The organism is Sphingomonas sp. ACRSK, from assembly GCF_022346685.1.
Lineage (GTDB): Bacteria > Pseudomonadota > Alphaproteobacteria > Sphingomonadales > Sphingomonadaceae > Sphingomonas > Sphingomonas molluscorum.
Genome location: NZ_JAKRNR010000021.1, coordinates 1 through 13049 on the forward strand (window position 1 = coordinate 1; position 13049 = coordinate 13049).

At 66.8% G+C, this 13049-nt stretch carries 14 protein-coding genes and 1 tRNA gene; 9 read left to right on the plus strand and 6 right to left on the minus strand.

Annotated features, from left to right (window positions below; all coding sequences use genetic code 11):
* Positions 1–59 precede the first annotated feature (59 nt).
* The 7 genes from mreD to MHZ35_RS12425 all read left to right on the plus strand — a co-directional run bounded on the left by mreD (position 60) and on the right by MHZ35_RS12425 (position 7704).
* Entirely contained in the window at positions 60–572 is a 513-nt protein-coding gene (gene mreD / locus MHZ35_RS12395) for a rod shape-determining protein MreD (protein WP_446741049.1), read from the plus strand.
* Positions 569–2620 (plus strand): penicillin-binding protein 2, encoded by a 2052-nt coding sequence (mrdA, locus tag MHZ35_RS12400; RefSeq protein ID WP_239435942.1) that lies wholly within the window; start codon positions 569–571, stop codon positions 2618–2620. The genes mreD and mrdA overlap by 4 nt, the downstream gene beginning before the upstream one ends.
* Positions 2621–2630: 10 nt before the next feature.
* On the plus strand, positions 2631–3764 hold the full coding sequence (rodA, locus tag MHZ35_RS12405) for a rod shape-determining protein RodA (RefSeq protein ID WP_239435943.1): 1134 nt from the start codon (positions 2631–2633) through the stop codon (positions 3762–3764).
* A gap of 107 nt (positions 3765–3871) precedes the next feature.
* Positions 3872–3947: transfer RNA gene (locus MHZ35_RS12410), tRNA-Lys, on the plus strand.
* Positions 3948–4243: 296 nt separating this feature from the next.
* Positions 4244–5254, plus strand: coding sequence for a ferritin-like domain-containing protein (locus MHZ35_RS12415; protein WP_239435944.1), 1011 nt, complete (start codon positions 4244–4246; stop codon positions 5252–5254).
* A gap of 25 nt (positions 5255–5279) precedes the next feature.
* On the plus strand, positions 5280–6311 hold the full coding sequence (locus tag MHZ35_RS12420) for a ferritin-like domain-containing protein (protein ID WP_239435945.1): 1032 nt from the start codon (positions 5280–5282) through the stop codon (positions 6309–6311).
* 40 nt (positions 6312–6351) lie between these two features.
* Positions 6352–7704 carry an Nramp family divalent metal transporter gene (locus MHZ35_RS12425; protein ID WP_239435946.1) on the plus strand — a complete coding sequence of 451 codons (1353 nt, stop codon included), beginning with the start codon at positions 6352–6354 and terminating at the stop codon, positions 7702–7704.
* 13 nt (positions 7705–7717) lie between these two features.
* On the opposite strand, the gene MHZ35_RS12430 is transcribed toward MHZ35_RS12425, so the two are convergent.
* Positions 7718–8173, minus strand: coding sequence for a DUF1465 family protein (locus tag MHZ35_RS12430; protein WP_239435947.1), 456 nt, complete (start codon positions 8171–8173; stop codon positions 7718–7720).
* 82 nt (positions 8174–8255) lie between these two features.
* The gene (locus MHZ35_RS12435; RefSeq protein ID WP_239435948.1) at positions 8256–8453 is read right to left on the minus strand and encodes a YdcH family protein; all 198 of its coding nucleotides are present in this window, start codon (positions 8451–8453) and stop codon (positions 8256–8258) included.
* Positions 8454–8605: 152 nt separating this feature from the next.
* On the opposite strand from MHZ35_RS12435, the gene MHZ35_RS12440 reads away from it, so the two are divergent.
* Positions 8606–8761, plus strand: a complete 156-nt coding sequence (locus MHZ35_RS12440) for a YdcH family protein (RefSeq protein WP_125960504.1) — start codon at positions 8606–8608, stop codon at positions 8759–8761.
* 103 nt (positions 8762–8864) lie between these two features.
* On the opposite strand, the gene MHZ35_RS12445 is transcribed toward MHZ35_RS12440, so the two are convergent.
* From MHZ35_RS12445 to MHZ35_RS12460, 4 genes are all read right to left on the minus strand, one after another.
* The gene (locus MHZ35_RS12445; protein WP_274611244.1) at positions 8865–9239 is read right to left on the minus strand and encodes a PilZ domain-containing protein; all 375 of its coding nucleotides are present in this window, start codon (positions 9237–9239) and stop codon (positions 8865–8867) included.
* A gap of 52 nt (positions 9240–9291) precedes the next feature.
* Positions 9292–9759, minus strand: coding sequence for an RNA polymerase-binding protein DksA (gene dksA, locus MHZ35_RS12450; RefSeq protein ID WP_125960506.1), 468 nt, complete (start codon positions 9757–9759; stop codon positions 9292–9294).
* Between the two features lie 747 nt (positions 9760–10506).
* Positions 10507–11046 (minus strand): hypothetical protein, encoded by a 540-nt coding sequence (locus tag MHZ35_RS12455; RefSeq protein ID WP_239435950.1) that lies wholly within the window; start codon positions 11044–11046, stop codon positions 10507–10509.
* Between the two features lie 79 nt (positions 11047–11125).
* On the minus strand, positions 11126–11635 hold the full coding sequence (locus tag MHZ35_RS12460) for a host attachment family protein (protein WP_239435951.1): 510 nt from the start codon (positions 11633–11635) through the stop codon (positions 11126–11128).
* A gap of 113 nt (positions 11636–11748) precedes the next feature.
* On the opposite strand from MHZ35_RS12460, the gene serS reads away from it, so the two are divergent.
* Complete coding sequence (gene serS, locus MHZ35_RS12465) at positions 11749–13029, plus strand: serine--tRNA ligase (RefSeq protein WP_239435952.1); 1281 nt, start codon at positions 11749–11751, stop codon at positions 13027–13029.
* The last annotated feature ends 20 nt before the right edge of the window (positions 13030–13049 follow it).

The following is a 13049-nucleotide window of genomic DNA, read 5'->3' on the forward strand; positions in this document are numbered from 1 at the left end:
TGGTCACCTCCACCGCCGGCTTCGTCGTCGCCCCCCGCCCCCGCCCCGGACGCCGCTCCATGAGCACGCCCGTGCCGATCGAGCTTGCGGTACCCGAACCGCCCTATCGCCATTGGCGTCCAGCCGTGGTGATGGTGCTGATCGGATCGCTGATCACCATCGTGCCGATCATCGCGACCATCCCGTTCCTGCCCCCGTTCGGGCTGCTGGCCCTGCTCGCGTGGCGGCTGTTTCGATCGAATGCCTTGCCGGCCTGGGCGGCCGCACCCCTGGGCCTGTTCGACGATCTCGTGAGCGGCCAGCCGCTCGGCAGCGCGATGCTGCTCTGGTCGCTGTGCCTCATCGCCCTCGACGTACTCGACACCCGCCTCGTCCAGCGGGACTTCTGGCAGGACTGGCTGATCGCAACCGCGGCGGTGGCGCTTTGCCTGGCGCTTGGCCGGGTCTTTGCCGGCATGCTTTCGGCCTATGTGGACGGCCCCTTGCTCATCCAGACGGCTCTTTCCGGGCTGCTCTTCCCCGCGATGACCCGCCTCTGCGCCTGGCAATATCGCCGGAGCGCGGGCAGATGAGCCGCCCGTCGCGGGTGGTTACCGAGGCGACCCAGGCCTTCACCTTTTCCCGCCGCGCCTTTGCGCTGGGGGCGATGCAGGGCGGCATGGGCCTGCTGCTCGCCGGGCGGATGGCGTGGCTCGCCGTCGCCGAGAACGAACATTACGAACTGATGGCGGAAAGCAACCGCGTCAACATGACGCTGGTGCCGCCGCGCCGTGGCTGGATCGTCGACCGCAACGGCGCGCCGATCGCCAACAACCGCACCGATTTCCGCGTCGACATCATCCCGGACCGGCTGGAGAATCCTGCCCGCGTTCTGGGGGTGCTGCGGGATCTGCTCGCGCTGCCCGCCGAAGACATGGAGCGGATCGAGACTGACCTGAAGCGCAGCCGCGGGCTGCAGCCGGTTCAGGTCGCCGAGAACCTGCCCTGGGAGCGCTATGCCGCGCTCAGCGTTCGCCTGCCCGACCTTCCGGGGGTCGTCCCGGCGCGCGGCTTCTCGCGCAACTACCCCATGGGAGCGGCCGTTGCCCACCTGACGGGCTATGTGGGAGCCGCGTCGGCCGAGCAGTATCAGGAGACCAAGGACCGCCTGCTCATCACACCGGGCTTCAAGCTTGGCAAGGATGGCCTTGAAAAGACGCTGGAAGTTCGGCTCCGCGGGGTGCCGGGAGAAAAGCGGGTGGAGGTCACCGCCCGCGGCGAGCCGGTGCGCGAACTCGCCACCCGTCCGGACCGCCCCGGCCAGACCGTCCGCCTGACGATCGACGCGGGACTGCAGGAATATGCGGCCCGCCGCCTGGGCACGAATTCTGGCGCCGCGGTCGTCATCGACTGTCTGACCGGGGACATCCTGGCGATGGTGTCGATGCCGGCCTATGATCCGAACAGCTTCTCCGACGGCATCGGCCGCCTCGAATGGAAGATGCTGTCGGAAGACGACCACATCCCCTTGATGAACAAGGTGCTTCAGGGGCTGTATCCCCCCGGCTCGACGGTCAAGCCGATGAACGCGCTGGCCCTGTTGCAAGCGGGCGTGCACCCGCAGGAGACAGTGTTTTGTTCAGGCGCGATGCGCGTCGGTACCGGCGTCTTCCACTGCCACAAGCGCGGCGGTCATGGCCCCACCAACATGCGCCGCGCAGTGGCGCAGAGCTGCGACATCTACTTCTACGAGATGGCGCGCCGGTTCGGCTACGACATGTTCGCCAAGGTCGCCCGCTCGCTTGGGCTCGGCCAGACCTTCGACCTGCCGTTTTCCTCCCAGCGCTACGGGACCATGCCGGATTCGGCGTGGAAACTGAAGAAATATGGCAAGCCCTGGACGGTGGCGGATTCGCTGAACGCGTCGATCGGCCAGGGGTACGTGCTCGCCAACCCGCTCCAGTTGGCGGTGATGGCGTCCAGGCTGGCCTCGGGCCGCGCGCTTCAGCCCCGGCTGCTGCTGAACGGCCGCGCTCCCACCGCACCGCTGCTCTCGGCAACGCCCGAGCAGATGGCGATCGTTCGGGATTCGATGTTCGCCGTGGTCAACGACGGTGGTACCGGCGGCGCGGCGCGGATGCAGGTGCCGGGCGTCACCATCGCCGGCAAGACGGGCAGCGCCCAGGTGCGCCGAATCACCATGGCAGAGCGCCGCTCCGGCGTGGTCAGCAATGCCCAGCTGCCGTTCAAGCTGCGCGACCACGCGCTGTTCATCTGCTTCTCGTCGGCGGACAACCCGCGCTACGCGGCCGGCATCGTGCTGGAGCACAACGCCCACCTGATCCGGAACCTCGACACCCCGATCATCGCCCGCGACATCTTCACCTATCTCTATGACAAGGAGCGGGCGATGAAGTCGCTGGCGGAGTTCGAGCCGACCTGGGGCGGCGACATCGCCACGCGCATGCGGGCGGAAGCCGCCGCCTTCCAGGCTGCCAACGCCGCTGCGCAGGTGGCGCCCGCCCCCGCGACGGTCGACACGCCGGAGGCGGTCGGCAACGCCGTCGACGCGGCGATCGCCAACCAGGCCGTGCCCGAAGGCGACGTCGCCCAGTCCAACACCAGCCGTAGCCCGGAGTGAAGCGGCCCGAATGAAGCGCATCAAGAACTCCGGCATCGGCCTCGGCCTCGTTCCGTCGGCGCTCGCCCAGCTGCCGTGGCGGATGCTCGTGCTGGTGCTGGCGATCGGCGGATTCGGGCTGGTGGTGCTGTTCTCCGCCGCCGGCGGCAGCATCAATCCGTGGGCGCTCCGCCAGGGCATCCGCTTCCTGGTCTTCGTCGCCGCGGCGGTGGTGATTTCGCGCGTCCGCCTCTCGGTGTGGCAACAAGGCGCCCTTCCCGCCTATGCGGTGATCGTCGTCCTGCTCCTGCTGGTGGAACTGCTGGGGGCGGTGCGCGGCGGGAGCCAGCGATGGCTCGACATCGGCATCATCCGGCTCCAGCCTTCCGAACTGATGAAGCCTGCCATCGTCCTGGCCCTTGCGCGCTTCTACGACCTTCTGCCGCCTTCCGAGATCCGGCGCTTCGGTGCGATCTGGCCTGCGCTCGCGCTGATCGGCGTGCCCGCCGCGCTGGTGATGCTGCAGCCCGACCTCGGAACCGCGCTGATGATCACCGCGGGCGGCCTGACGGTCATGTTTCTGGCAGGGTTACCGCTGCGACTGTTCATCGGCGGCGCGCTGGCGTTCGTCGTGATCGTGCCCGTGGCGTTCAACTTCCTGCTGCACGACTATCAGCGCAACCGGGTGTTGATCTTCCTGGATCCGGAGAGCGACCCGCTCGGCGCTGGCTATCATATCAGCCAGTCCAAAATCGCGATCGGCTCCGGCGGCATCTTCGGCAAGGGCTTCCTTCAAGGCACCCAGAGCCACCTCGACTACCTCCCCGAAGGTCACACCGACTTCGTCTTCGCCACGATGGCCGAGGAATGGGGCCTGATCGGCGGCGTGCTGCTGATCCTGGCGTTCTTGCTGGTCATCCGCTGGGGCGTGAACGTGGGCGTGCGCTCGAACACCCGCTTCGCCCGCCTCGCCGCGGCCGGACTCGCCACGACCATCTTCTTCTATGTGGCGATCAACCTCATGATGGTGATGGGCTTGGCCCCCGTGGTGGGCATTCCCCTGCCGCTCGTCAGCTATGGCGGATCGGCCCAGATGACGGTGCTGCTATCGCTCGGCATTCTGATGTCGATCGACCGGAGCAACCGCGATCAGCAGCGCTGGTGAAAAAACTTCGCTGCACTGCATTTTTGGGGTTGGCAGGCTTGGGGGACGTTGCTAGTTGGCCGCCTCCAACGCGGCGGGCCTAGCCCACCGCCCTCGCCAAAGGCGACGGACGCATAGCTCAGTTGGTAGAGCAGCTGACTCTTAATCAGCGGGTCCTTGGTTCGAGCCCAAGTGCGTCCACCACCTTCCTCCTCAGAAACATGACATTCTGACGGCAGGATAGGTGTGCGTGTTGGATAGCGGGACCTATCCTGCCCCCCCTTCAGTCACGACATCGCTCGTCGAGGCGACCCAGCCTGTAGTGGCTCGCGTTTGGCATCCTGCCGAAAGACAGTTGGTAATCGACGCAATCGCCGGTAACAGCAGCGGTTCGGACACGGACCATCCTTGCCGGATCGGCATGGACGGAGCGTGCCGTCGGGAGCTGGGCGCGGCAACACCGCAGAACGGCGGACCGACGTGTTCATTGGGAGGCGTTGATGAGCGACGACACGGGGCTGGACGAGGTTCTGGACACGCAGGAGCGGCGCCGCGCCGACCGGCGTGATTTCCTGCGCTATGCGGGCGGCTTCACCGTCGCGGCGGCAGGTGCGGCGTTGGTCAGCGCCTGTGGCGGCGACGACGATGACGACGGCGGCTCGTCGAGCCCAACGCCGACCCCGACGCCCACCCCCACGACCTCTGCGACGAGCGGGATCAGCGATGCCGACATCCTGAACTTCCTGCTCCAGATCGAGTATCTCCAGGCGCAATTCTACGCCCTGGCGATCACCGGCAGCGGGATCGCCAGCACCCTTCTTACCGGTACGGGTACGCAGGGCAGCGTGACGGGTGGCGCGAAAGTCACCTTCAGCGATGAGGTCGTCGGCCAGATGGCGCGGGAGATCGCGCAGGACCAGCTCGCCCATGTCGAGTTCATGCGCAGCGCGCTGGGCACCTCCGCGGTTGCCCAGCCTGCCATCGACCTGAGCGTCAGCGCCACCAGTGCCTTCTCGGTGGTTGCCCGTGCGGCCGGCATCATCGGCACCGGCGAGACCTTCAATCCTTATGCCAGCGACGAGAACTTCCTTCTCGCGGCCTTCCTGTTCGAGGATCTGGGGGTCAGCGCCTATCGCGGTGCGGCAACCCTCATCAAGAGCAGCACCCTGCTTCAGGTGGCGAGCGGCATCATGTCGACCGAGGCGTATCACGCCGCCATGGTTCGCACGACGCTCTATACCAAGGGCTCGACCAATCCCGGGTTGATCACGCGCGCCGACGGACTGTCGAACGCGCGCGACGGCTATGACGGCAGCAGCGACCTGGACCAGGGGATCAGCAACCGGGGCGACGCGAGCAACATCGTGCCGACCAACGACGACGGCTTGGTGCTGGGTCGTTCGTTCAAGCAGACGCTGAACGTCCTCTTCTTGAGCGCGGCGGCGGCAGACAAGGGCGGCTTCTTCCCCAACGGGGTGAACGGCGCCGTCAAGACCAGCGACGCCAACTGACGCACCGACAGGCAGGAAGCTTACCATGGATCAGCAGGAACCCCTCCAGCAGGTGCTCGAAGCCAGCGACAAGCGTCGCGCCGAGCGCCGTGAATTCTTCCGCTATGCAGGCGGCTTCGGCATCGCCGCGGCCGGTGCCGCGGTGCTGTCGGCGTGCGGCGGCAACGATGACGACGACGCGGGTACGGTGACCACTGCGGCCACCCCGACGCCTACGCCGACCGGATCGGCAACCGCAACGCCGACGCCGACGCCGACGGCCACCGAAGCCGACGTGCTCAACTTCGCGCTGAACCTCGAATATCTCGAGGCGCAGTTCTATGCCTTCGCCGCAACCGGTGCGGGCCTGCCCTCGAGCCTTCTCTCGGGCGCCGGTACGGCGGGCGAGGCGACGGGTGGACGCCAGGTGAACTTCACCGATCCGCTGGTGGCGCGCTATGCGCGCGAGATCGCAGCGGACGAGCAGGCGCACGTCGCCTTCCTCCGCCGGACGATCGGCACTCCGGTGATCGCGCAGCCGGCGATCGACCTCGGCACGTCCGCCACCAGCGCCTTTGCAAGCGCGGCTGTCGCCGCAGGCCTGATCCAGCAGGGACAGACGTTCGATCCGTACGCGAACGACGAAAACTTCCTGCTCGCGGCATTCCTGTTCGAGGACGTGGGCGTCACCGCCTATCGCGGCGCCATCCAGTATCTGAGCACCACCAGCTACATCGACGCGACGGCCGGCATCCAGGCGTCGGAAGCCTATCACGCGGGGCTCGTCCGTACCGTCCTCTACCGCAAGGGCGTCAACATGGCGTCGCTGCTGGACGCCACCGACAAGATCTCCAATGCGCGCGACGCGCTCGACGGCGCCGGCAGCGACACGGATCAAGGCGTCCGGCTGGTGAACAATGCGTCGAACATCGTGCCTTCTGACGGAACGGGGATCGCGTTCGCGCGTACCCCAACGCAGGTTCTCAACATCGTCTATCTCGGCAACAAGGTCGCAACCAGCGGCGGCTTTTTCCCGAAGGGTGTGAACGGCCTGCTCAAGTCGAGCGCGGCGCTCTGAGGCTCGCGCGAAACAGCGAATACCGAGGAAGAATGGCAGAATGACCCCACCCCCGGCGAGTTCTTCACCGCTCGCCGGGGGTGCCGCCGCACCCCGGGCACCCAGCCTCCCCGGCGCCAATCGGAGCATCAGCGTGCCTGCAGGCGCCGGCAGCTTCTGGCGGAAACTGGGCGCCTTCGCGGGCCCAGGCTACCTCGTTGCCGTCGGCTATATGGACCCGGGCAATTGGGCGACCGACCTCGCGGGCGGATCGGCCTTTGGCTATACGCTGCTGTCGGTCATCCTGATCTCCAACATCATGGCGATGGTGCTGCAGGCGCTGTCGGCAAAGCTCGGCATCGTGACCGAGCTCGATCTGGCGCAGGCATGCCGCGAGCAATATTCCACGCCCGTCCGCTGGATGCTCTGGGTGCTCTGCGAACTGGCGATCATCGCCTGCGATCTTGCCGAGGTGATCGGCACCGCGATCGCGCTCCAGCTCCTGTTCGGCATTCCGCTTGCGCTCGGCGTCTGCCTGACGGCGGTCGACGTCATGCTGATCCTGCTTCTTCAGCAATATGGCTTCCGCAAGCTCGAGGCGTTCATCGTCGCGTTGCTGATCATCATCGCCGGGTGCTTTGCGGTCGAACTGTTCCTGGCGCAGCCGAGCCTCGCCGGCATCGCCGCCGGGCTGATCCCCAAGCCGGAGATCGTCACCAACCCGGCCATGCTCTATGTCGCCATCGGCATCCTCGGCGCGACGGTGATGCCGCACAATCTCTACCTGCACTCCTCGATCGTGCAGACCCGGCGCTTCGATCGCTCGCTGGAAGGGCGCAAGGAGGCGGTGAAGCTCGCCACCATCGACAGTTCCGTGGCGCTCATGCTGGCGCTTTTCATCAATGGCTCGATCCTGGTGCTCGCCGCCGCGACGTTCCATACCGCCGGGCGAACCGATGTTGCCGAGATTCAGGACGCCTACGCCCTGTTGACGCCCATGCTGGGCGCGAGCGTGGCAAGCATCCTGTTCGGCATCGCCCTGCTCGCGTCCGGGCAGAACTCCACGCTGACGGGCACGCTCGCCGGCCAGATCGTCATGGAAGGTTTCCTGGACCTGCGGATGCCGGTTTGGATGCGGCGGATGATCACCCGGCTGATCGCGATCGTGCCGGCGGCCGTGGTTGCGACCTGGTATGGTGCGAGCGGCACGGCACAGCTGCTGCTGGCGAGCCAGGTGGTGCTCAGCCTTCAGCTTCCGTTCGCCGTCTATCCGCTGGTGCAGATCACGAGCGACCGGCGGCGCATGGGCAGCTTCGTCAACGGCCCGGTCATGAAGATTGCGGCGTGGACGATCTGTGCCGCCGTCATCACGCTGAACTGCGTGCTGCTGGGGCAAGTTGCCGGGCTGCTGTAGCCCGGGGCCCGGATCAGAAGCTGGCGGAGAGCCTGGCGAGCATGACGCGCGCGGGGCTTGCAGCATCCGCTCCTTGAGCGGCATCCAACCGCTCCACCCGCCGGTAAAGGTCGATGCTGGCCTCGATCAGCACACGGGCCGGCTCCGGAAGCAGCGCGAGCACATCCTCGGCAGTCTCCGGCGCGATCCCGAGCGCGCGGTTGCTCGTGAGAACGTGTCGTGCCTCCACTTCTCCGGCCTCCCGGGCCCGCTGGGTCAGCAGCCAGGAGGTCACGTGCATCAGCCGCGTCGTCAGCTTGAGCGATTCGCAGGAGAAGGCGACCCGCGCGATCGGGTCCAGTCGGCCGCGGTCGCGCTTGCCGGTCAGGTCGAAATAGGCCCGCGCTTCGTCAGCGAGCAGCATCGCCTCGACGTGGAGCGGCCCGATCAGCCGGTGATGCAGCGCAGGAGGCGGAGCGAAGCGATCCATGGCCCGTGGAGATGCCACAGCTGGTTGCAGTGCGATATGATCAAGAACAAGGATGCGGTCCCGTTCTGGAACGCGCCCGCGGTCAGGCGATGATGTCGGGGATCAGCTGGTCTTCCAGGACCGCAATCTCGTCGCGCAGGCGCAGCTTGCGCCGCTTGAGCCGGGCGATCTGCAACTGGTTGGGACTTGCCTGCACCACCAACGCGGCGATCGCATCATCCAGGTCGCGATGCTCCACGCGCAGGTGCTCCAGCTGGGTCGTGATCTCGGGATCGTGCATCCGCTAACCATTGCCTGTGTCGAGGAAGGGTGCAACGCTCCGTCTGCACTTTCCGCACGGCGCGTCGAAAGCGCGCGGCGAGTGCGGAGACAAGCGGAGAATCGCGTGTTCTAATGCTCCTCCCCCAACCCCAACAGCAGAGGATTGCATCCATGCAGACTGGCCATCTCGCCGCGCTTGAGGCGAAGCACGCACTGCTCGACAGCCAGATCCTGGCCGAGTCGCGACGCCCGTCCCCGGATCAGGAGACGCTCGCCACGCTCAAGAAGCGCAAGTTGCAGATCAAGCAAGAGATGACGGCGCAGTGATGCCTGCGGGCGCGGGTCGAAAGATCCGTGCCCCACGACCCCCGCATGCCCCCGCGCCCGCAAAGCGCGTGCAGAGCGTGGGGACCTCACCAAAGCTGCAGGATCAAAGCGGACGCTTGAGCGGTTGTGCTTCTGGCTTGCGAACGGTGACCGGCTTGCGTGCAGCCTTCGGGTCGATCTCCTCGACAAAGGCGACGCCGATGCGCCCTTCGGTGGACCAAGCCACCGTCCCGCGTACCAGGCCAACGCCCCGCAGGTCGATCTCCACCTCGGCTCCTACGGGCAGCACCGGCCCGTGCTCTGCCATCAGTCCGCCTGCCGAAAGGTTTCTGATCCGCACCGGCACCGGATCGCCGCGCCCCACCCGCCGCAGCGTGGCAGTGAGCAGGAGGCTGTCGCGATCCTGGGCGCGCTTGTGCTGGCCGTCGGGGGAAATATCCTCGCTGATCCTATCTACTCCGAACGCGTGCTTCGGCAGACCTCAACCAGCAACTCCTTACCCAAAAGTTAACGGTGCGGCGGTGTGAGGTCTACTCCTCGCGAGAGATCTTCTCCTGCCGCTCGTGCCGCTCCTGCGCCTCGACGGTCATTGTGGCGATCGGTCGCGCTTCCAGCCGGCCCAGCGAGATCGGCTCGCCCGTCACTTCGCAATAGCCATATTCGCCATCTTCGATACGGCGGAGGGCCGCGTCGATCTTTGCGATCAGCTTGCGCTGGCGATCGCGGGTGCGCAGTTCGATCGACCAGTCGGTTTCGCTCGATGCACGGTCCGTCAGGTCCGCTTCGCGCAGCGAGTCCACCTGCAACTGGGAAAGCGTGCCCTGTGCCTCGCGGTGGATCGCTTCCTTCCACGCGAGCAGCTTCTGTCGAAAATATGCCTGCTGACGCAGGTTCATGAACGGCTCGTCCGAACTCGGACGATAGCCATCGGCGACCTGGTCATTGGCCGCAACGGGCGGTGTGTCAGATTGCCCGGTCAAATCAAATACACTTGCCATCCCCACTCTCCACCCCGGTCTCCCGCCCGAACGTACTGGCGGGGGAACCGCCTGTGCCTGGCGCGCCTATACTGACAAGCACAAGCCATCACAAGCGCCACAAAACCGCAGGAACACTAGCTTTTATCCCGATCGACTTCGGGGAAATTCTGGACACCGCCGATCATGACTTGGAAGCTTGCAGATGTTCCGATGTGCGAACACTTCCGCGTCCGTACCATAACGACACAGGCGCCCGGACGGCGCCGAGAAGGCTGTAAACGCACGCCACTATATGGTTATAGATGCGTTAATGGTCTCTCGCTCCGCACGGTGCGCCGGACCCGGTGCGTGCGAGCGTAGCGCGGCCGTCATCCGACGGCTGCGACTCCTGCCAAAGATGAAGAGTGGCACTATGTCGGTTCGTATGGCCTTGGCGAAACTCTGTGCATGCGCCTGTGGGGGCGCATTGGTCGGAGGCGGCGCCGTGCACGTGGCCGAGAATCCGACCAGCTACGGCATCACCAAACGCATCGTCCCGAAGAAGCGAGTCGCGCGCCAGGAGACTCCCCGCCCCACCAAGCGGCTGCTTCGCAACCCGGCAGTGGCGACCGCCGCCTGTCCGCCGCCCGTGGTAACGGTCGCCGGGGCGCCGGAACCGTCGGTCCCGCCCCCCGTCTATGTGGGTTCGAGCGGCGAGGTCCCGATCGCGCCGAGCGGCGGGAGCAGCGGTCCTGTGGTCGTCGGCGGCACCGGTGGCGGTGGCTTCTACGGCGGCGGCGGCTTCTTCGGCGGCGGTGGCTTCGTCGGCGGCACCGGCGGATCGAGCGGCATCGTCATCTCCTCGACCACGAGTTCCAGTTCGAGCGGGGGCTCGACCTCGAGTGGAGGATCCTCAACTTCGACAGGGGGATCCTCCACTTCCACCGGCGGCTCGTCCACGTCTACGGGGGGCTCGTCGACCTCCACCGGTGGCTCCTCCACCTCGACGTCGACCGGAGGCTCCTCGACCTCGACCGGCGGATCCTCGACGTCGACGTCCACCGGCGGATCCTCGACGTCTACATCCACCGGCGGATCGTCGACCTCCACCAGCAGCGGCGGATCCTCCACGTCCACCTCGTCCTCGACGTCGAGCTCCTCCTCGACGTCCAGTTCGACGTCGACCAGTTCCGGCAGCTCGCATGGCCATCCGCCCGGTCCTCCAGGACCTCCGGGACCGCCCGCTCCGGTGCCCGCACCGCCGATGCTGCTGCTGTTCGGCGGCGCCGCCGCGGCGCTGGTCGGCCGCCGCCGCTTCGCCCGCAAGTCGCAGGCCGAAACCTCCGCATAGAAAAGGCCGCGCGATCGCCTCGCGCGGCCCTTCCTCTTTCGGGGCTCGTGCGCGTCAGGCGTCGAGCAGGAGGCGCTCGATCTGATCCACCGGATGCCCGGTCAGGTCCTTGTCCAGTTCCCCGATCAGGCGGGTGCTGACTTCCTTGTGGTAATGCTTGCGCAGTTCGCCGAGCGTCTTGGGCGGCGCAACGATGATCAGCTTGTCGAACTCGTTGCTGAGCGCGCGCTTGCGCAGCATCTCTGCGGTCTCTGCGGCAAATCGATCCTCCTCCAGCTGGTGGAAGTCGGTTTCCTCGAAGGTGCCGCGCGAAGGCGCAAACTGCGCGCCGCCACCCTGGGCATGCATCGAGCCGTTGCGGGCGACCGCGGGGGCGCCGGGGCCGGATTGGGTGGAAGACGCGGTTCCGGACGCATCCCGCTTCTGGTCGCTGTCCTTGGGATTCGGATGGATTTCCTTGGCCTCGACCTGCAGGTTCGGCTGCACCGCGTCACCCTCGTTGCGCAGGAACAGCATCTTGCGGCCGTCGGCGACAAGCACGAAGGCGTCGTGGGGGATCTGCATGGAAGGGTCTCCTCTCGTTCCAGTTGCCAGCCCAACGCATCGTTCGCCGTACAGGTTTCCCCGGTTGGTCTTGCGGCTTGCACGGCGCGGAACGCCCGGCCATAGCCGCGGCCATGCACGACATCCGTTTGATCCGCGACGATCCCGCAGCCTTCGACGCAGCGCTAGCCCGCCGGGGGCTTGCGCCGGTATCGGCCGAGCTCGTCGCCCTGGATGAGCGCCGTCGCGCGCTGGTGACCGAGCTGCAGCAAGGACAGGCCCGTCGCAACGAAGCGTCCAAGGCGATCGGCGCTGCCAAGGCGAAGCGCGACGAGGAGACCGCCGCTGCCCTGATGGCGGAGGTGGCGATCCTCAAGGAACGGCTGCCCGTTCTGGAAGCAGAGGAGCGCACGATCGGCGAGGACCTCACCGCGCGGCTAGCGTCCATCCCCAACCTTCCCCTGGCCGACGTGCCGGAAGGTGCCGACGAAGACGACAACGCCCTGGTGCACGAGCGCGGCGAGCGCCCGAGCTTCGACTTCGCCGTCCGGGAGCACGACGCGATCGGCCCCGCAATCGGCCTCGACTTCGAAACCGGCGCGGCGCTTTCCGGGGCCCGCTTCACGCTGGTTCGCGGCGGCGCCGCACGGCTGCACCGTGCGCTCGGCCAGTTCATGCTGGACACGCTTTCCGATGCGCACGGCTTCGAACAGGTCGTGCCGCCGCTGTTGGTCCGCGACGAGGCGTTGTTCGGAACCGGACAATTGCCCAAGTTCGCCGAGGACCTGTTCCGCACCACCGACGGGCGCTGGCTGATCCCGACCGCCGAGGTGAGCCTCACCAACATTGTCGCCGGCAAGATCCTGAGCGAGACGGAGCTGCCGCTGCGCTTCACCGCGCTGACGGCCTGCTTCCGCTCCGAAGCGGGTGCGGCCGGTCGTGACACGCGCGGCTTCATCCGCCAGCACCAGTTCGAAAAGGCGGAGATGGTCTCCATCACCACGCCCGAGCAGTCGGAGGCGGAGCATGAGCGCATGACCGCCGCGGCCGAGGACATCCTCACCCGCCTGGGCCTGCCGTTCCGGCGCATGAAGCTGTGCACTGGCGACATGGGCTTCTCGGCCGGGCGCACCTATGACCTGGAAGTGTGGCTGCCGGGCCAGGATCGCTATCGGGAAATCTCGAGCTGCTCCACCTGCACCGATTTCCAGGCGCGCCGGATGAACGCGCGCTTCCGGCCCGAGGGTGAAAAGGCGACGCGCTTCGTCCACACGCTCAACGGCTCCGGCCTGGCCATCGGCCGCACGCTTGTGGCAGTGCTGGAGAATTACCAGCGCGGCGACGGCAGCGTCGGCGTGCCGGACGTGCTGCAGCCCTATCTGGGCGGACTGGAGACGCTCGCGCCGACGCGCTGAAAACCGGTTTGCCCGCCAGG

What these genes read in the sequence shown, in the direction of transcription:
- mreD (WP_446741049.1), top strand. Translation starts at nt 60, where the DNA reads ATGAGCACGCCCGTGCCGATCGAGCTTGCGGTACCCGAACCGCCCTAT.
- mrdA (WP_239435942.1), top strand. Translation starts at nt 569, where the DNA reads ATGAGCCGCCCGTCGCGGGTGGTTACCGAGGCGACCCAGGCCTTCACC.
- rodA (WP_239435943.1), top strand. Translation starts at nt 2,631, where the DNA reads ATGAAGCGCATCAAGAACTCCGGCATCGGCCTCGGCCTCGTTCCGTCG.
- MHZ35_RS12415 (WP_239435944.1), top strand. Translation starts at nt 4,244, where the DNA reads ATGAGCGACGACACGGGGCTGGACGAGGTTCTGGACACGCAGGAGCGG.
- MHZ35_RS12420 (WP_239435945.1), top strand. Translation starts at nt 5,280, where the DNA reads ATGGATCAGCAGGAACCCCTCCAGCAGGTGCTCGAAGCCAGCGACAAG.
- MHZ35_RS12425 (WP_239435946.1), top strand. Translation starts at nt 6,352, where the DNA reads ATGACCCCACCCCCGGCGAGTTCTTCACCGCTCGCCGGGGGTGCCGCC.
- MHZ35_RS12430 (WP_239435947.1), bottom strand. Translation starts at nt 8,173, where the DNA reads ATGGATCGCTTCGCTCCGCCTCCTGCGCTGCATCACCGGCTGATCGGG.
- MHZ35_RS12435 (WP_239435948.1), bottom strand. Translation starts at nt 8,453, where the DNA reads ATGCACGATCCCGAGATCACGACCCAGCTGGAGCACCTGCGCGTGGAG.
- MHZ35_RS12440 (WP_125960504.1), top strand. Translation starts at nt 8,606, where the DNA reads ATGCAGACTGGCCATCTCGCCGCGCTTGAGGCGAAGCACGCACTGCTC.
- dksA (WP_125960506.1), bottom strand. Translation starts at nt 9,759, where the DNA reads ATGGCAAGTGTATTTGATTTGACCGGGCAATCTGACACACCGCCCGTT.
- MHZ35_RS12460 (WP_239435951.1), bottom strand. Translation starts at nt 11,635, where the DNA reads ATGCAGATCCCCCACGACGCCTTCGTGCTTGTCGCCGACGGCCGCAAG.
- serS (WP_239435952.1), top strand. Translation starts at nt 11,749, where the DNA reads ATGCACGACATCCGTTTGATCCGCGACGATCCCGCAGCCTTCGACGCA.